At 44.8% G+C, this 18,475-nt stretch carries 17 protein-coding genes; 8 read left to right on the top strand and 9 right to left on the bottom strand.

From position 1 onward, the window contains the following. Positions 1-29: 29 nt before the first annotated feature. From AC56AD_RS10200 to AC56AD_RS10170, 7 genes are all read left to right on the top strand, one after another. Entirely contained in the window at positions 30-212 is a 183-nt protein-coding gene (locus AC56AD_RS10200; protein WP_012508710.1) for a hypothetical protein, read from the top strand. Continuing rightward, complete coding sequence (locus tag AC56AD_RS10195) at positions 196-1,773, top strand: B12-binding domain-containing radical SAM protein (RefSeq protein WP_012508709.1); 1,578 nt, start codon at positions 196-198, stop codon at positions 1,771-1,773. Before AC56AD_RS10200 ends, AC56AD_RS10195 begins: the two co-directional genes overlap by 17 nt. Positions 1,774-1,819: 46 nt before the next feature. Then, positions 1,820-2,350, top strand: a complete 531-nt coding sequence (locus AC56AD_RS10190; protein WP_499052156.1) for a M15 family metallopeptidase domain-containing protein — start codon at positions 1,820-1,822, stop codon at positions 2,348-2,350. A gap of 195 nt (positions 2,351-2,545) precedes the next feature. After that, complete coding sequence (locus tag AC56AD_RS10185) at positions 2,546-3,013, top strand: helix-turn-helix domain-containing protein (RefSeq protein ID WP_041526412.1); 468 nt, start codon at positions 2,546-2,548, stop codon at positions 3,011-3,013. Between the two features lie 11 nt (positions 3,014-3,024). After that, complete coding sequence (locus tag AC56AD_RS10180) at positions 3,025-3,540, top strand: IS630 family transposase (protein WP_049759884.1); 516 nt, start codon at positions 3,025-3,027, stop codon at positions 3,538-3,540. A 459-nt stretch (positions 3,541-3,999) separates the two neighbouring features. Next, positions 4,000-4,878 carry a branched-chain amino acid ABC transporter permease gene (locus AC56AD_RS10175; protein WP_041526834.1) on the top strand — a complete coding sequence of 293 codons (879 nt, stop codon included), beginning with the start codon at positions 4,000-4,002 and terminating at the stop codon, positions 4,876-4,878. Continuing rightward, the gene (locus tag AC56AD_RS10170) at positions 4,878-5,741 is read left to right on the top strand and encodes a branched-chain amino acid ABC transporter permease (protein ID WP_012508706.1); all 864 of its coding nucleotides are present in this window, start codon (positions 4,878-4,880) and stop codon (positions 5,739-5,741) included. Before AC56AD_RS10175 ends, AC56AD_RS10170 begins: the two co-directional genes overlap by 1 nt. A 104-nt stretch (positions 5,742-5,845) precedes the next feature. Here AC56AD_RS10170 and AC56AD_RS10165 read toward each other — a convergent pair whose 3' ends face one another. From AC56AD_RS10165 to AC56AD_RS10140, 6 genes are all read right to left on the bottom strand, one after another. Beyond that, a complete protein-coding gene (locus AC56AD_RS10165) occupies positions 5,846-6,361 on the bottom strand; it encodes an IS630 family transposase (protein ID WP_049759926.1) in 516 nt (171 codons plus the stop codon). Between the two features lie 11 nt (positions 6,362-6,372). Then, on the bottom strand, positions 6,373-6,840 hold the full coding sequence (locus tag AC56AD_RS10160) for a helix-turn-helix domain-containing protein (protein WP_041526526.1): 468 nt from the start codon (positions 6,838-6,840) through the stop codon (positions 6,373-6,375). Positions 6,841-7,073: 233 nt separating this feature from the next. Beyond that, entirely contained in the window at positions 7,074-7,355 is a 282-nt protein-coding gene (locus AC56AD_RS10155; RefSeq protein ID WP_041526525.1) for a PDDEXK nuclease domain-containing protein, read from the bottom strand. Between the two features lie 102 nt (positions 7,356-7,457). Then, positions 7,458-8,894, bottom strand: coding sequence for a dihydrolipoyl dehydrogenase (lpdA, locus tag AC56AD_RS10150; protein WP_012508704.1), 1,437 nt, complete (start codon positions 8,892-8,894; stop codon positions 7,458-7,460). Positions 8,895-8,909: 15 nt separating this feature from the next. After that, positions 8,910-10,187 (bottom strand): 2-oxoglutarate dehydrogenase complex dihydrolipoyllysine-residue succinyltransferase, encoded by a 1,278-nt coding sequence (odhB, locus tag AC56AD_RS10145; protein WP_012508703.1) that lies wholly within the window; start codon positions 10,185-10,187, stop codon positions 8,910-8,912. A 9-nt stretch (positions 10,188-10,196) separates the two neighbouring features. Next, positions 10,197-13,025: a 2-oxoglutarate dehydrogenase E1 component gene (locus AC56AD_RS10140; RefSeq protein WP_012508702.1), complete on the bottom strand. Its 2,829-nt coding sequence runs from the start codon at positions 13,023-13,025 to the stop codon at positions 10,197-10,199. A 335-nt stretch (positions 13,026-13,360) separates the two neighbouring features. Here AC56AD_RS10140 and AC56AD_RS10135 point away from each other — a divergent pair, with 335 nt between their 5' ends. Continuing rightward, positions 13,361-14,038, top strand: coding sequence for a hypothetical protein (locus tag AC56AD_RS10135; RefSeq protein WP_012508701.1), 678 nt, complete (start codon positions 13,361-13,363; stop codon positions 14,036-14,038). Between the two features lie 46 nt (positions 14,039-14,084). On the opposite strand, the gene AC56AD_RS10130 is transcribed toward AC56AD_RS10135, so the two are convergent. The 3 genes from AC56AD_RS10130 to AC56AD_RS10120 all read right to left on the bottom strand — a co-directional run bounded on the left by AC56AD_RS10130 (position 14,085) and on the right by AC56AD_RS10120 (position 18,467). Next, the gene (locus AC56AD_RS10130; RefSeq protein WP_012508700.1) at positions 14,085-16,277 is read right to left on the bottom strand and encodes a tetratricopeptide repeat protein; all 2,193 of its coding nucleotides are present in this window, start codon (positions 16,275-16,277) and stop codon (positions 14,085-14,087) included. Continuing rightward, entirely contained in the window at positions 16,274-17,641 is a 1,368-nt protein-coding gene (locus AC56AD_RS10125) for a hypothetical protein (protein WP_012508699.1), read from the bottom strand. Before AC56AD_RS10125 ends, AC56AD_RS10130 begins: the two co-directional genes overlap by 4 nt. A 139-nt stretch (positions 17,642-17,780) precedes the next feature. After that, positions 17,781-18,467: a DUF3307 domain-containing protein gene (locus tag AC56AD_RS10120; protein ID WP_012508698.1), complete on the bottom strand. Its 687-nt coding sequence runs from the start codon at positions 18,465-18,467 to the stop codon at positions 17,781-17,783. Positions 18,468-18,475: the final 8 nt, after the last annotated feature.

Genomic DNA, 18,475 nt, shown 5'->3' with positions numbered 1-18,475 from the left:
AATATTATTTGTATCCAATTATTTAATCAATGAAACAGAAAAATAAAGCGGAAAACCTTATGGAAGAAATAAAAAAAATAATTATCAAAACTGAATTTAATGGCAAAGACATCAATGCGTTTAAGGAATCTGTTTATAAGAAAATTGAAGAGATATTTTCTAAACAGGTCATAATCGATAAAAAAATATCTGAAAGTGCAAAGCAGATTTAAAGATAAGCCTTCAGTATTGTTGTTTTTCCCTCCAGGTTGGTCATTAAATTATGGTGCTCCTCATATTGGTTTGCCCATAATCAAAGGTTATCTTAGTAAATATAATATTAGCTGTGACATTCAAGATTTAAATATTGAGTCTTCACGTTTTTTTGGTGTAACCCTTTCGGAACAAAAGTTATTATCATTAATGACAGATTTTGATTCGGAAAACGCATACAAATTCTACTTTAGTTTTTCTGATAAACTACAAAAAATTGCAGAAAAATATAAAGGACAATGGAGAATAAAAAGTGGTTTTGTTTACGATGGGTGTGACCTAAGTTCATCAAAAGATATTGAATATTTTTCCAAAATCGAATCACCATTTACTAAATTTTACGAAGACAATATCATTTCAAAGATTAGTAACCATAGTTATTCTATTATTGGGATTTCTGTTACTGTACCAAGTCAATTACTATCTGCCTTCGAAATATCACGAATAATTAGAAAGAGCGGTTATAAAGGAATAATAGTTTTGGGGGGCAATACAATAACAAGATTAAAAGAGGAATTATTTTTAGATTGGATTTATGATGTTGTCGATTGTATTGTTTTAAATCAAGGAGAAGAATCATTAAAATTAATATTTGACTCTCTACAAAACAATGGAAAATTCGACAACATCCCTAATCTATTATGGCGAAAGAATGGTAAAATTATTTATAACGGATATAAACATATTGAAAAATCACAATTTTCAATGCCAAATTTTGAAGGTTATCCAATTGGCGAATATTGGGGTATTAATTATTTGCCAATAATTGGTGCAAGAGGATGTTATTATGGGAAATGTAACTTTTGTTCTATCCCCTATGCTTGGGGCAATGATGGATTTGTTGGTTTAGATAATCCAACACATGTATTTAATAGTATTAATGAATCTATTCAAAAATATAATATTCATAATTTTAGTTTCGTTGAAGAAACTATGCACCCAAAAACCATTAAAGAAATTGCTAAACTTGTTGCGGAGTCAAACATTAATATAAATTTTGAGGGCTACATTCGGTTTGAGAGTATTTGGCTTAATGATTCTTTATTGTTATTACTTTCAAATTCTGGATTAAAAAAAGTGTTTATTGGGATGGAGTTGATTTCAAATAAAAATAGAAACAATTTAAATAAAAATGATAATGCTAATCAGATAGTTGAATTTTTAAAAAAATTTAAAAAGTATGGAATTAAAGTGCATTTGTTTACAATGTTTGGGTTCCCCGGTACAAATGAACTAGATGCGATAGACACGGTTAAGTTTTTATTTGATAATTCAGATTTGATTGACACAATAGATGTTTCTCATTTTGTTTATTCTAAACATACGCAAATAAATGGAGTAACGCCATTAATTGAAACAAGTAAAGATTGGGCTATTGAATATGATTTTATTGCTGAAAACAGTTCTTATATTAACTCAAAAGAAGCACAAATTTTGGCTAATGGACTTGAAAGTATAGTGATTCAAACCAAGCCCCAATGGACACATCCAATATACAGAATGTACACAGCATGGCAATAAATATTTAAACTATGATAATTAACCTAAGAGAAAAAAAATTCCTATTTTGGAAATGCAACGAACAAAAATTGTTGACTTAAGAACTGTGCCTATTAATTTTTATCATAAACTTTCAAATGAAGATTATGTTGATGTTAGAGCGATGGGGTTATCTGGTAATAATCATTACTTCATAACAAATAACCCTCCATATTATACTTCAATCAAAGGTTCAACGGAAAAACTATTACTCAGAAAAATTGTTGTTCTTAAACTTATCAAAATAAATAAGAAACTAAATAAAAATGGAATTGAACTCTATTTATTTGATTTCTATAGACCTATTAAAGTCCAACAATTTCTTTATAATGTTTGGCTACCAGCGTATTTAAAAAAAATTCATCCCCATTACACTCAGGGTGACATTACTATGGAATTAAACTTTTATTCAGCTAAACCTCCAATATCAGAAGATGAGTTTGACAGGAATGCACCTCCCCCTCACACAACTGGTGCAGCGATGGATGTTACACTAAGATTTAAAGACACAAAGGGGCTCTTCGCGGCATTTAATGGAAACAGAGTAATAATGGCTTAGCTTAGCGTAATCTCAATTCATAGAATGAGTCAGAACATACACCTATGATAAAGGTGATGACCATGCCGATAACCCATAGAGACAACATCTTCAACTATGCAAGCACAACACAGCCAAGGCATTAAGCGCTCAACAATAAATTATTCCGTAATATAAGGGCAAGAAGGTAAACACAAACACCTGCCCTTGTAAATCATGAAGTTAAGTTACTTTGAATTATCTGCCATCGATCGTGCAAAGCTACAACAAATTGTGGCAAAAGGAAGAGATTGGCAAGCACGTCATCGGGCTCAAACACTGTTATATTTCAACGACGGGTTGAGTGCAAAGACCATCGTGGCATTGCAAGACCTGAATATCGATACGGTTTATGACCGACGTAAGAACTGGTTATCAAAGGGGTTTGCTGCTTTATATGACAGGCATCGAAGCGGCGCACCTCCGAAACTAAACGCCATTCACCTTGAACAGATCACGATTTGGGCGGAAAAGGAAGCACTGACAGCTCCAGCGATAGTGGCTCGGTTAAAGGAAGAGTGCAATGTAAACGTGAGCGTTGGTACCGCAACTAATGCGTTGAAAGCACTTGGTTTTGTCTGGAAACGTACACGCCTGTGGTTAAAAAAAAACGAGATGAAGTCCGGTTTCGACAAGCACAGTTAGAAATAGAATTGATGAAAGATGAAGTCGAACGCGATGAGAGGATCTTAGCCTTTGTAGATGAGACTGGTTTCGCACTGGCCCAGCCAAACCGCAGCGCCTGGACTCCGATAGGCAAATGTCACAAGATTGACGCCAACCGGGGAAAACGCCTGAATGTCATCGGAGCCATGCTCTCAACGGGTGATTTGTTCTCAGTTGCGCTGTGGCAAACAACAGATTCACTTATATTTACCGGCTTTCTTGGTCTGCTGATGAACTACGTGGGTAAACCTTTAACGGTCATTCTGGACAATGCGTCATTCCATAAAGCGAAAGCGGTTCAACCGATGTTAAAGGTGCTGGCTCAAAAGGGGCTGACTCTTTATTTCTTGCCACCTTACAGTCCAGAACTCAATCGAATTGAAAAGTATTGGCACAAGGTGAAGTATGAATTGATGGAATTCAAGACGCGAAATGAAAAAACCCTTGAAGAAGATGTTCGAAAAATCTTAGCTGGTTTTGGTACTGATTACGTAATGACTTTTTGATGAGCGCTTAGGAATAGGCCTATACAGCTAAATCTACCTTAGAAATGCCTCGGCGATCTGCTAAGAAAGCTTTGAAAACTACCAAACCAAAATATTCGTTTACCTTAGAAAACGGAACCTTCTTATCGTCTGACGACGTATTAATGTTTCACTTCAACCCATTAAATTCCGCGAATATCCCACAAAGGAGCTATTATTTATGGGTACTATATTTGATGAAATTACCAATTTTGTACATACAGACTATTTAGAACTTAAAAGCATAAAAGCTTAAAAGAACAACTGACAATATCTGAAGAAGAAGCTTTAAAAAACAGAAGATTATTATATCATTCAATGAAAGAAGAAGGGATAGTAAATTATCCATTTGAAATGGTGGCATTATTCATGGGGTGATCAGATGTGGGCAATTCTTTCAGATAACAAGAAAGTATTTTATTCGAAATTAATCTTATGAATATGCTAGCACAAATATGTTTTAATATTTTAGTTTCATTTTCTATATATTTGCTTATATCGACTTCGTTTTCAATAATATATAATTCAGTTAAGTTTTTCCATTTTGCACATGGAGCTATTATAAGTTTAGGAGCATATTTTAGTTACTTTTTTTATCTACAGCTTAATTTGCCTTTATTTATTGCAATTCCTTTTACAGTATTTTTATCAATTTTTGTGTCATTGTTAATAGAATTATTAATTTACAGACCGTTAAAGAGAAGAAAAGTCTCATCACTTTCATTACTTATAGTTTCGCTTGGGATTTATATAGTATTACAAAATGTCATATCATTAATTTGGAGTGACGGTGTTAAGAGCATAGTCAAAAATGAAATAGAAACAGGAACAGAAATATTCGGGGCTCACATAACTAATATACAAATTGTAACCATAGGGTTAAGTTGTATCATATTTCTTATTAAAATGTTATTCCTCCAATTCCATAAAATAGGACGAAATATTAGAGCAATCTCGACAAATACTGAATTGGCTAATATCATGGGTATTAATTCCAATAGAATAATTTTATGGTCTTTTGCGATAGGGAGTGGTATAGCTTCAATTATTGGAGTTTTGGTTGCTGCGGATACTGGTTTGACACCAACAATGGGATTTAGTTTGTTGCTTTATGGTGTTGTTGTAATGATTATTAGCGGCATTGGCAGTAATTGGGGGCTAATCGGTGGTGCCTTATTATTGGCCACTATACAGCATCTAACTGCATTTTTTCTCGATGGCAAATGGATAGATGCAATCACCTATTCTATTTTAATATTATTTTTAATTTGGAAACCTCTTGGTTTTAGTGGTAAACGCCTCAAAAAAACAGAGATATAATGGAATATATTTTACACCTTCTAATTATTGTTTCTATTTACGTTATGCTATCTCAAAGCTTAAGTCTTACAGCTGGCTTTGCTGGTATGATTTCTTTGGCTCATGCAGGATTTTATGGCATTGGGGCTTATACAACTGCATTATTATCAATCAATTATCAGATGCCATTCATTTACACTCTTTTTTTTGGGATCCTTATTTGTGGGATAATAGCAATGCTAGTTTCAATAATTGCACTAAGAACTATTGACGATTATTTTATTATTTGTACATTAGGGATACAAATTGTCATTTTCACAATTTTAAATAATTGGATGAGTTTAACAAATGGCCCAATGGGCATAATGGGCATCCCCTCAATTTCTGTTTTTCAAATTGATTTTAGTAATAAATTATCATTTTTAATTTTAAGTATTATTTTTTCAGTAGTTATCTTCATTTTTATCAAGTTAATTGTTAAGTCAAGTTTTGGTAGAGTATTAAAAGCATTGAGCGAAGATGAAATATATACTCAATCAGTAGGAAAGAATGTCTATTTATCTAAAGTAATTGCGTTCACTATAAGTTCAATGATTGCAGCTATTCCTGGCGCATTGTACGCACATTACACATCGTTTGTTGATCCGTCAAGCTTTACAGTTAATGAGTCCATATTTATTTTATCAATTGTCATTATTGGAGGGATGCGTAACCTTTGGGGGATTATATTTGCTGCTGCATTTTTGGTATTATTGCCTGAAGCACTTCGTTTTGTTGGGTTGCCAAATAATATTGCAGCAAATCTTAGACAGATAATTTATGGTATTATTTTGATTTTAGTAATTTTTAAATCAACTACCCCGCAGCAGAGCTACGGGGTATAAGTTTATGTTTAAGAATTCTATCACTAAGCAGAGCTTCGAGGAATAAGTCCTATAGTGATTTAAAATAATAATTGATGATAGAAGAACAAAGTAATAAGCGCTCATCAAAAAGTCATTACGTAATCAGTACCAAAACCAGCTAAGATTTTTCGAACATCTTCTTCAAGGGTTTTTTCATTTCGCGTCTTGAATTCCATCAATTCATACTTCACCTTGTGCAAATACTTTTCAATTCGATTGAGTTCTGGACTGTAAAATGGCAAGAAATAAAGAGTCAGCCCCTTTTGAGCCAGCACCTTTAACATCGGTTGAACCGCTTTCGCTTTATGGAATGACGCATTGTCCAGAATGACCGTTAAAGGTTTACCCACGTAGTTCATCAGCAGACCAAGAAAGCCGGTAAATATAAGTGAATCTGTTGTTTGCCACAGCGCAACTGAGAACAAATCACCCGTTGAGAGCATGGCTCCGATGACATTCAGGCGTTTTCCCCGGTTGGCGTCAATCTTGTGACATTTGCCTATCGGAGTCCAGGCGCTGCGGTTTGGCTGGGCCAGTGCGAAACCAGTCTCATCTACAAAGGCTAAGATCCTCTCATCGCGTTCGACTTCATCTTTCATCAATTCTATTTCTAACTGTGCTTGTCGAAACCGGACTTCATCTCGTTTTTTTTTAACCACAGGCGTGTACGTTTCCAGACAAAACCAAGTGCTATCAACGCATTAGTTACGGTACCAACGCTCACGTTTACATTGCACTCTTCCTTTAACCGAGCCACTATCGCTGGAGCTGTCAGTGCTTCCTTTTCCGCCCAAATCGTGATCTGTTCAAGGTGAATGGCGTTTAGTTTCGGAGGTGCGCCGCTTCGATGCCTGTCATATAAAGCGGCAAACCCCTTTGATAACCAGTTCTTACGTCGGTCATAAACCGTATCGATATTCAGGTCTTGCAATGCCACGATGGCCTTTGCACTCAACCCGTCCTTGAAATATAACAGTGTTTGAGCCCGATGACGTGCTTGCCAATCTCTTCCTTTTGCCACAATTTGTTGTAGCTTTGCACGATCGATGGCAGATAATTCAAAGTAACTTAACTTCATGATTTACAAGGGCAGGTGTTTGTGTTTACCTTCTTGCCCTTATATTACGGAATAATTTGTTGTTGAACGCTTAACTTGACAGGTGTGATCGGAAAACAAGAATAAGCCAAAAACGGAAGATAAGAATCACCCAGTGTTAGCGTAAACAACATCAGAGCTATGAGGTCACAGTTCAAAACGTTAACCATCTACAGCAGCGTTAAAGGACCTTCCAGATATCCTGATTGATCCATTTATCGAACATCGTTCATACCCTCCTGATTGGGATTATCGCAGTGCCCGGTAATGCCTGATGCCTCTTCCAGTTGCCTTTTCAGCTCCTCTTTTGAGGGCAGATAGAGCTGATACTTTGATGCGAAGATATTTGAATCCCTGGGGAGAGTAAGCTCAACCAGTGCATCATTCTTACGATGGCACAATAAAATGCAGATGGTCAGCAGTTCATCGTCGGTTTTGACATAGCGGTGCCTGCAAAATTCCGGAAGAGGTGAGATAGAACTTACAGCAGAGCGCAAGGCTTGTTTCTGAAAAGCCAGTTCCGACTCACAAGAGAGCTATCGACCGAGCGGGCGGCTCTTTGCTGCAACTCCCGGCGGCTCTCTTTGTTTGAAACTGGTTCACATATTCAGCGCCCGTTTTTCGATGGCGAGGGCTGCTTCGCGCATCACTTCCGAGAGGCTTGGATGCGGGTGGCAGGTGCGGGCAACATCTTCGGATGAGGCGCGGAACTCCATGGCAAGGGCCGCTTCGGCAATCAGGTCGGAAGCGCTTGCTCCGATAATGTGTACACCGAGGATTTCATCGGTTGTTGCATCGGCCAGCATTTTAATGAATCCTTCTGCGTCGCCAAGGCCAAGTGCCCGTCCGTTGGCCGCAAAGGGAAACTGTCCTGTTTTGTAGTCATGTCCTTCCTTGCGGAGCTGCTGTTCGGTTTTCCCGACCCAGGCAATTTCCGGGGTGGTGTAGATAACCCAGGGCATACTGTTGTAGTCGAGGTGTGGCTTTTGTCCGGCAATCAGTTCTGCTGCCATGACGCCCTCATCCTCTGCCTTGTGGGCCAGCATGGGGCCGCGCACCACGTCACCGATGGCGTAGACCCCTGGAGCAGCGGTGGCGCAATGGTCGTTGACGGGAATAAAGCCCCGTTCATCGGTCTGCAGGCCGATTGCCTCAAGGTTAAGTCCTTCAGTGTAGGGAGTGCGGCCAACAGAGACAATGAGCTTGTCGCATTCGAGTATATGTTCGGAACCCTGATCATCGGTATAGGCAATGCTGACACCATTTGCTGTCTGTTTGGCCTGGCCTATCCTGACGCCGAGCTTGATGTGCAGTCCCTGTTTTAAAAAGAGCTTTGATGCTTCTCTTGAAACGCTCTCATCGGCAGCGCCAAGAAATGAAGTCATCACCTCAAGAATGGTAACCTCCGCGCCGAGCCTGCGCCAGACCGAACCAACTTCAAGGCCTATGACACCAGCGCCGATGACGCCCAGTTTTTTCGGCGCTTCAGTGAATTTCAATGCCCCTTCGTTATCGCAGATGCAAACATTATCTACGGCAATATTTGGAATTTGCCGCGCTTTGGAGCCGGTAGCGATAATCACCTTCTGGGCAAGCAGCTCCTCCTCACCATCCTTTCCATTGATCATGATCCGGTACCCCGCATCGGTTCTTCCGGCAAAGGAGCCCCGTCCCTTGAGGAGGGTGATTCTGTTTTTGCGGAAGAGGAACTGTACCCCTGCGGTCATTTTTGTAACAATGGCCTCTTTGCGCTGCTGCATTGTTGCAACATCGATGTTTACCCCGCCAAACGTAATGCCATGTTCTGCAAGGTGATGAGAGGCCTTTTCAAAGAGTTCAGAAGAGGCGACAAGCGCTTTCAGGGGGATACAGCCTGCGTTGAGGCAGGTGCCGCCGAGACGGGGCTCTCCCGCAGGGTCGTCGTAAGCGCTGAACTCGCAGCAGGCTACTGAAAAACCAAGCTGGGCAGCGCGGATTGCTGCGATATAGCCGCCCGGTCCGGCTCCGATGACAAGAACGTCAAATTGTTTGTTCATGATATGGTTCTCTCCTTAAAGATCAAGTAAGAGACGTGCCGGATCTTCCAGCGCATCCTTGATTGCACTGAGGCCAAGGACAGCTTCGCGGCCGTCGATGATTCTGTGATCGTACGACATGGCCAGATAGTTCATTGGCCGTATGACGATCTGGCCGTTTTCCACTACAGCTCTCTCTTTTGTGGCATGAATGCCGAGAATGGCCGACTGGGGTGGATTGATGATGGGAGTTGAAAGCATCGAACCGAAAACGCCGCCGTTGGAAATGGAGAAGGTGCCGCCGGTCAGCTCTTCGAGGGAGAGGTTGCCGAGCTTTGCTTTGGTGGAGTAGTCAGCGATTTTTCGTTCAATATCGGCAATGGTCATCTGGTCGGCATTGCGCAGAATGGGTACCACAAGTCCTCTGGGAGAGCTGACGGCAATACCAATGTCGAAGTAGCCATGATAGATGATATCCTTGCCATCGACCGATGCATTGAGAACCGGATATTTGCGCAAAGCGTGCACCGCAGCTTTGACAAAAAAGGAGACAAATCCGAGCTTTACGCCGTGCTCTTTTTCAAAGGTGGCCTTATAGCGGTTGCGCAATTCGATCACACCCTGCATGTTGACCTCATTGAAGGTCGTGAGAATGGCGTTGCTGGCCTGCGACTGAAGCAGCCGCTCGGCAATGCGTGCCCTGAGACGGGTCATTGGGACGCGCTGTTCCGGTCGATCGGTCATCAGCGGCGCTTCAAGGTGTGCCTCTACCGGTTTGGGCTTCTGTGCGGGTGCGGGTGCGGGCGCAGGTGTTGGTGCAGGCCTGGGCACGGGCTGAGGAGGTGGTTGTGGCGAAGAGGGTTCAGCATCTGTCGCAATGGCCTGCAGTACGTCGCCTTTGGTCACTCGTCCCTGTCGTCCTGTACCCTCAACCTGTGAGAGCTTTATTCCGGTTTCGGCCATCAGTTTTGCCGCTGCAGGCATGACGATGACCTCTTCAGCTTCTACGGCTGTCGGTTCAGGTGCCCTTGCCTCGCGGATAGCCTCCTCCTGAGCGGTAACCGTGGCCTTGCCTTCGCTGTCGATTCGTGCCAGTACCTGATTGGGGACCACCGTTCCTCCGTCGCCGACAAGAATTTCAAAGAGAACGCCAGAGGCGGGTGAAGGAACATCGAAGACCACCTTGTCGGTTTCAATTTCAAACAATATTTCATCTTCAACAACGCCGTCTCCGGGCTTTTTTTTCCAGTTCAGCAGCGTTGCCTCGGCAACGGATTCCGACAACTGGGATATGGTGACGTCAATGATTGCCATTCGTACAGATTATTTATTAAAAAAAACACTGAACTCACCGAAAGCCTGATCGAGCAATGCTTTCTGCTGTATCGCATGTGTTGCGGCGTATCCGCAGGCAGTAGATGCAGATGCGAGCCTTCCTGCATAGCCGAACTGCTGGCCGGGGCTCATCGCGTTCATGATATAGTGCTGGAGAAAACGCCAGTACCCCTGATTTTTCGGTTCATCCTGGCACCAGACAATCTCTTTGAGTTTCGGATAGTGATCAAGCACCCCCTTGAACTCATCGAACGGGAAGGGGTAAAGCTGTTCAATACGGATAATGGCGACCTTTTCCTGCGTGTTTTCCTGTCGCCGGTTGATAAGGTCATAATACACTTTGCCGGAGCAGGCTATGAGTCGTTCAACTTTTTCATGAGCTGCCGTTGCATCGCCGATAATGTTCCGGAAATTTCCCTGCGAAAGATCGGCAAGCTGAGAGACCGCATCCTTGTTGCGGAGCAGCGATTTCGGCGTGAGAATGATCAGCGGTTTGCGCCTCATCGTGGTCATCTGCCGACGGAGCAGATGAAAAATCTGGGCAGGGTTGGATGGCTGGCAAACCTGGATATTATTTTCGGCGCAGAGTTGCAGGAAACGCTCAGGACGGGCTGAAGAGTGTTCCGGCCCCTGTCCTTCATAGCCATGAGGCAGCATGAGGGTAAGGCCGGATGCCAGGCCCCACTTCACCTCTCCGGAGGTGATAAACTGGTCAATTAATACCTGCGCTCCATTGGCAAAGTCGCCGAACTGCGCTTCCCAGATCACCAGCGTATCGGGCGCTGAAATGGAGTAGCCGTACTCAAAGCCAAGCACCGCCTCTTCGGAGAGCACCGAATCAATGACCGTGAAGGTGGCCTGATTGTCGGCGATATTCTGCAGCGGGATGTAGGTTCCAGAGTCCCATTTTTCACGATTCTGGTCATGAAAGACCGCATGACGGTGCGAAAATGTTGCCCTGCCGCTGTCCTGGCCGGTAATACGGATCGGGTAGCCTCCGGCAACCAGCGAAGCGAATGCCAGATGCTCGCCCATGCCCCAGTCGAGAGGCTGTTCACCGCGTCCCATGCGGGCACGGTCGGTGACCACTTTTTCAACCAGCGGGTGAAGCTTGAACCCCTCAGGGATTTTTGTAAGCATCTCCGACAACCGTTTGAGCTCGGCAAGGGGCACGCCGGTTTCGGAGGCCTCATTGCGGCCCGCCGTCGGTTCAGCCGTAAAGATCGTTTTATTCACCAGTACCGGATTGGTGCTGTACTTGCCCGCATCAAGATCCTTGCGGAACTGTTTGCTCAACTCTGCGCCATACGCTTCGCCGATAACCCCCTGCGACTCAAGCCGCTCCGCATAGAGTTTCCGGGTGCCGGGGTGCTGGGCAATTTTTTTATACATGAGCGGCTGGGTCATGGCCGGTGTGTCCTGCTCATTATGACCAAGCTTGCGGAAGCAGATAATATCAATCACCACATCACGCTTGAAAGCCTGCCGGTAATCAAGCGCCATCTGTGTTGCAAGGACGACCGATTCAGGGTCGTCACCATTGACGTGGAGCACCGGAGCCTCAATCATCTTGACAACATCGGTGCAATAGGTTGTTGAACGGCTGTCGCGCGGATCGGAGGTGGTGAAACCGATCTGGTTGTTGATGACAATATGAACGGTGCCACCCGTGCCGTATCCACGGGTAAGAGCAAGGTTCAGCGTCTCCATGATCACACCCTGCCCCGAAAATGCAGCATCGCCGTGAACCAGTATCGGCAGCACCTGCGAACCATCACGGTCGCCACGGCGAACCTGACGCGCCTTTACCGCCCCTTCGACTACCGGATTGACAATCTCAAGGTGTGACGGGTTGAAGGCCAGAGAGAGATTGATCGGCCCTCCGGGAGTGGCAAGGTCACTGGTAAAGCCCTGATGATATTTCACATCGCCAGAAGGAAGATCATCGGCATGTTTCCCCTCAAACTCGGCAAAGAGGTCAAGCGGATTTTTTCCCATGATATTGACCAGCACATTGAGCCGTCCCCTGTGTGCCATCCCGATGACAATCTCCTGAACTCCCGCTTTTCCGGCACGCTGAATCAGCTCATCCATGGAGGCAATAAAGCTGTCTCCGCCTTCAAGAGAAAAGCGCTTCTGGCCGATAAAACGGGTATGCAGATAACGCTCAAATCCTTCAGCCGCCGTCAGCCGTTCAAGAATATGTTTTTTTTTCTCCGTACTGAAATCCGGTTTTGAGCGTATGGTTTCAAGCTTCGCCTGCCACCACCGCTTTTCCGTCTGGTCGGTGATGTACATGAACTCGATGCCGAGGGTGCCGCAGTAGGTCTCGCGCAGATTCTGCAGCAGTTCGCGCAGCGGCATGGTCTCCTTGCCGAAATAGGTATTGCTTGTATTGAAAACAATATCCATGTCGGTATCGGAAAAACCGTAAAACGAGGGTTCGAGATCAGGCAACGCAGGTCGCTCCTGCCGCTTCAGCGGATCAAGATTCGCCCAGCGGGAGCCGATGTTGCGGTAGGCTGCGATAAGCTTCTGCACCGAAACCCGTTTACGTCCCAGTTCCGCATCAGGACTGGCGATGACACGGCAGATCGGGCCAAGACGGGCTCTTTCAGCAAACGATGCCTGTACAGGCGAGTGTGCGATATCGCGGGCATCCCCATTGGCACCCGGCACATGCTGCATCGCGTCAAAGTAGGCCCGCCAGCTTTCAGAGACAGAAGCGGGATTATCAAGATAGGCTTCGTAAAGATCTTCGATATAAGGGGCGTTGCCTCCAAAAAGATAGGAGTTGCTGCTATACTGCTGCATCATGGTTTGACGGGCTTGTCTGCGAATGGTTTGTGACTGAAATGGCCGCAACAGCGGAAGTACGTGCTCGGCACAAAAGAAGGTAAAGGCATGAGCTGTTGCTCCATTTTTTATGGTACTGTTTTCACCTGTAGCGTGACTCGTTCCTAATTATAAGACATCCCGGCGCCTATTGCGAAGAAATTCAAAAAATAACGTGGAACAGTACAAGAATTCCCGTTTGCTGTCTCAATGCAAAAGCGATAGCCATAAAGGAATCTGTTTGAAATTATGCGACAGAATATTTATTTTTCGTTTTTTATTCAGCGTTATTGCGGCAATATAAAACAGGAGAGGATATGAAAACGTTGTATCGCAATGTTTGTACCAGTCTGATTGCCCTTTTGTTTATCCTGATTTCATCGTTAACCGCCATGGCTGTACCTCCGGACTCCTCCGTGGCGGAAGTCATTTTGCCAGAAAGAGTTGCTGCACAAGGAGCTGCGGTAACCGTCAACGTTTCGCCAGCAATTGCGGCAACAGGGCAAAAAGCAGAAGAGCAAAAGGCAGAACAGAAGCCAATGCATTGGAAAGCGCCATCCGATTTGGTTGTCTATACAGTTATCGGTGTGGTCTTGTTTGGATCGATTATAGCAATGTGGCTCATCCGTGCAGCTCTCGGCAATACCAACTGGAATTTGGGTGATGCACTCTCCGAGGACGTTGAGATCAGTAATGTAACCACTGATGCAGAGGGGAAAGAAGAGGTGAAACTCGATGCGGGCAAGCCAACGATGGTTACCGTCATGCGTGCAAGCACAAGCCGCCTGATTGCATTTATGGGTATGATGGTTATCCTCTTGATATTTATCGGGTTCGGGGTATTTTCCCTCTACTCCTATGCCTTTACGGGAGAGATGCCAGACTCTACCGACAAGGTTATCCAGTTCCTGACCGGGGGATTGACCTTGTTTGCACCCTATCTTGTGAACAAGTTTGCAGGAATATTCAAGAACGTTTTACCCAAACCAAAGTGACTGTAGATTCAGAAACACCCTGTTTGACTCAACAGGGTGTTTTTGCTTATTGCATTTTCTCCAAAACGTCATTAACCTGTGACAAGTTTTTCTGAAATTCGGCGTTTGAGGGAGAATCCGCCACCAATTGAGCCCACAAGGTCTTTGCCTGCTCAAAAAGGGTGCGTGCTGTTGCGTTGTCACTCCGTTTATCACGGTGGAACAACCCAAGGTTCGCGTATGAAATGGCGAGCCCGTTTTTGAAGGATACATTTTGGGGATAATCCTCATAGAGTTCTTTAGTTAATTGGGCATCCTGTTCAAAAAAGGTTAAGGCCTTGTCGAGATTGCCGAGAGAGGAGTGAGTCTCTCCGAGTTTTTCGTAAGAGATGGCGAGGTTGTTTTTGAAGGAGACATTTTGAGGATAAGCTTCATAGAGTTTTTCAAATAATCGGGTTTCATCATTAAAAAAGGTCAAGGCCTTGTCGATATTGCCGAGAGCGGAGTGAGTCCCTCCGAGTTTTTCGTAAGAAATTGCGAGTCCGTTTTTGAAGGATACATTCTGGGGATAAGCCTCAAAGAGTTCTTTCTCTAATCGGGAAAAATCTTCATAAAAGGTCAAGGCCTTGTCGAGATTGCCGAGAGCGGAGTGAGTTACACCGAGTTTTTCGTAAGAGATAGCGAGCCCGTTTTTGAATTCGACATTTTGAGGATAAACCTCGTAGAGTTCTTTACTTAATTGGGCGTCTTGTTCATAAAAGGTCAAGGCCTTGTCGAGATTGCCGAGAGCTGAGTGCGTTTCACCGAGTTTTTCGTAAGAGATAGCGAGCCCGTTTTTGAATTCGACATTTTGAGGATAAACCTCGTAGATTTCTTTACTTAATTGGGCGTCTTGTTCATAAAAGGTCAAGGCCTTGTCGAGATTGCCGAGAGCGGAGTGGGTATTGCCGAGTTTAGAGTACGAAATAGCGAGCCCGTTTTTGAATTCGACATTTTGAGGATCAGCCTCATAGAGTTCTTTGCGTAACCGGAAATATTCTTCAAAAAAGATCAGGGCCTTGTCGATATTGCCTGTTGTTTTATGGAAGTTGCCGATGCGCTCGGCAAGGATGGCTAACTGGTTATCTGCCTTGCTGATTGTTCGCAGGTTACTCTCGGCATAGTGCGCAAAGAGGGCAGCCTCACTGTAGGTGGCGTTTAAAAAATGGCCGATGCCAGGTTCATAATCAAGCTTCTCGATGAGGGTCGCAATCAGCAGTTTACCATGCTCAAAAAGTTTTTCCCTGTTCTGGCGTCGGGACACCTCCTGCACAACAGGGCTGCATGTGAAACTTGCATCCTTTTTGTGGTATGCAATCAACCCTTGCTGTGCAAGTTTGAGCAGGATTTTTTCGAGGTTCTCTGTTCCTGGCAGCAGCTCATCAAGTGTTGTATAGGTAACCGGTTCAGCCGGAAGGAGCGCAAATACCGAGAGCATCGCTTTTTCCTCCTCTTCAAGCTCTTTCATGGCAGCAAGGATCTTTTCCGGACTCTCCCTACCGAGATCAAGGCTGACATCTAAAAATTCCGGCAATATTTTGATCCTGCCGGTTTTCTGAACTACGGAGGGTTCATCTTTTTCAAATGCTTCACTCTCTTGTCGTGGCGGCAGCTCGATTTGCAGTGTAGCCAACTGTGATTTGAGCGCCTGCAACAGTGCGGTATTGCTCTTGTCACTCTTGCTGATTTGATATTTCAGCCTTCTCACCTCAGCCTCTTTTTCCGGGATAGTGCTTCCTCCCAAAGAGGAGTCGATATTGGCTTTACCTGCAATCGGGAATTTCTCCTCTTTGAGTGCATAGGCAAAATCAAGCTCCAGTGAGCGGAGTGACCAGAGATCGGGGATTTTGACCGGAAGCAGTTTGAACTTGCTGGCTTGAATAAAGCAGAGGAGATTCAGCTCCCGACGTACCAAATAATCACGACGCTGGTTGAGCGCTACACAAACTGGTTCATTTTCAGGGTTGAACAGCCAATCAAAGTCCGGTATCATGACAATGTTCTGACCGGCATCTTCAAGTTCTCCGGTGATCTCCCGGTAACTCTTGCCTGATACCGTCAACTCCTGTATCGCTCGCCCCGGCAGATGAACACGGAGCCACTCCGACACGTCACGGTAAACGTCGGGATGGTTGTAGCCGATGATGATAAAGTGAAATGAATGCTGGCGCAAAGCCTTTGCAAGCAAATCCAGCTCCTCGGTGAAGCGGCTCTCATTCATGGGCGGTCAGAGACGTAGTGCTTGTAGAGCTTCGAGCGTTCGAGCAGCGGATTGACGCTTTTGTGGGTGCCATCGTTATACTCAAAAAGAACCTCTTTCTCGAGGAGTCCCTGAATGTCGTTGTTGAAACCAATCGGATTTCCTGCCGCAAGGTCGGTTTTCAGTCTTTTTAACAGCTCAAAATCGCCAGGTTCAAGATATCTGGCCATATTATTTCCAAGCTTGTCAAGAGCCTTTTCCATGCTTTGTTGTGTGATCTTTCCTTTCGTTTCGTCGGTATACCAGTTGGCTTGCTTGATAATGCGGAGCAACTGCCTCGGTGAACCGCCACTGTACCGGATCGCCTCTTTGACCGTTTCGGGTGAGTCGAAAAGTGAGGGGCTGATACGTTTATAGACGAACTCTTCAAACAGGGCGACAGCTTCTGTAACGGTAGTTCCGTCGCGCTCTTTGAGTTTGATAAAGGGAAAGGCAATGATTTCACTGAAGTGGCGGATATGCTGCTCCTCTTTCATCAACTCGATGGGCAGCGTAAAGATGGTGTTGGCTTTTATCTGGCGAATGCGGTTTGATTCCTCCATGATAATTTTGCGGCGTGTATCAGCGCTCATGGTTTTTTCAAGACCATCAACGATAAAGAGAATCTCTCGTGCCTTGTCTTCCTTGCGCAGTTGTTCTTTGGTTAGATCGATAAAGGTGTTGAATTTTGCGGAAAAATCAACAAACCGGTTTTTAAAGCTGTTGCGGATTGTTTCAGCATGTTCCCGAGTGCCGGAGAGTCCCATTTTCAGCCTGGCGGTAAGCCCCAGCATTCGCCCAAACAGAGAGGTTAATGAGAGAGGTTTGTCGGTATCAAGCTCTATTTCGGCACTGCCCTCACCTTTCAGCGAGGTATTGATCTCCTTTACCCTGTCCTGAAACCATTTGCTCATCGATTCGAGAATGGTGCTGTCGAGCTTCAGATTCACCTCACTGGCACGTATCAGCAATTTTTCGAGCTGAAAGATCAGGATGTCCATGTACTGCACGTTATCCATATCGAGCTCTTCATCCACGTTGCAGGTGACCACAAAAAAGCATTTGGGTGAGTTGAGCAACAAGGCATATTTGGCAAGTTCGGATGTTTTGCCCGATCCACGCATTCCGGCCAGGAAGAGAAGGGTTTTACTGGTGCGATTCGGATCATATTGAAATTCATACTGCCCGTTGGCATTTGCCTGTACATTCAACATGCTCAGAACTTCACGTTCCTGAAAATCGCCTCTCAGGTTTTTGAAATCAACATAGAAAGGGCTTTCCGGTGTTACCGGCGTGAAGCGGTCAACGACGGTCTCAATCTCCATCAATTGTTTGGCTTGCTGCATCAGATAATGATCTCTGTTTTGATAGGGATAGCACTCGACTTGCGAGCAACTCTCTTGCGCTTTTTTCAATATACATACCGGTGAGGAAATTCCGGAAACAACCCTCTGCTTTTCGGGGATGGAGGCAAACAAACGCTCTTCAGAGCCGCATGGCCCACAGTGTGGCGGAGGAGAGCGCTATGGCTGCCGAAAAGCTGAGCAGGGTACCGATAAGAATGTATTCTCCCTGCTTGGCTTTTTTTGACTCTTCAAATCGCAGGATTGATTTGGCTGCAAGCAGGAAGCCGATGCTTTCCGGGTGGCCTGCCAGAAAAAAGAGAAAGATCAGCCCCCGTTCCAGTTGACCAATGAGCGTCTCTCCGTTTTGCAGCCCCTCAAATCTGAGATTGTTTTTGATCGTCAGCTCTCTGGTTATGAAGGTGACGAGAAAACCGGCTCCTCTTACCGTTGCAATAAAGCCTGCAAACCCGATCATGAGCTGATATCCGAAACCGGTAAATGTGGCCCCATTCGCTCCCTGGGAAAGGAGCATGGCAAGCATGAGAAGGCTGAAGAGGTGAGCAGTCTGGTCGGTAATAAAGGTGGCGGTGTTCGCCTTTCCCAGCCGTTGTTTGATGAGATCAATGATGGTATGAAGGAGGAAAACCGCGAGGGGCGCCTGCCAGTTATGCCAGAGCTGGAGCAGCAGCCAGGTGGTTCCGGCGTGTATGGCTCCATGCAGGATGAGCATGAGGGGCAGCCGTTTGTTCCGAACCATTTTGTCTGGCTGGAGGAAATAGTCACCTATGAAGTGGGCGGCAATGAGTATCGCGGCAATTTTTTCCATTCCAACGG

The sequence above is a fragment of the Pelodictyon clathratiforme genome, from assembly GCF_982375515.1.
The sequence above is the reverse complement of the archived record's forward strand: the minus strand, read 5'-3'. Positions and strand labels throughout refer to the sequence as shown.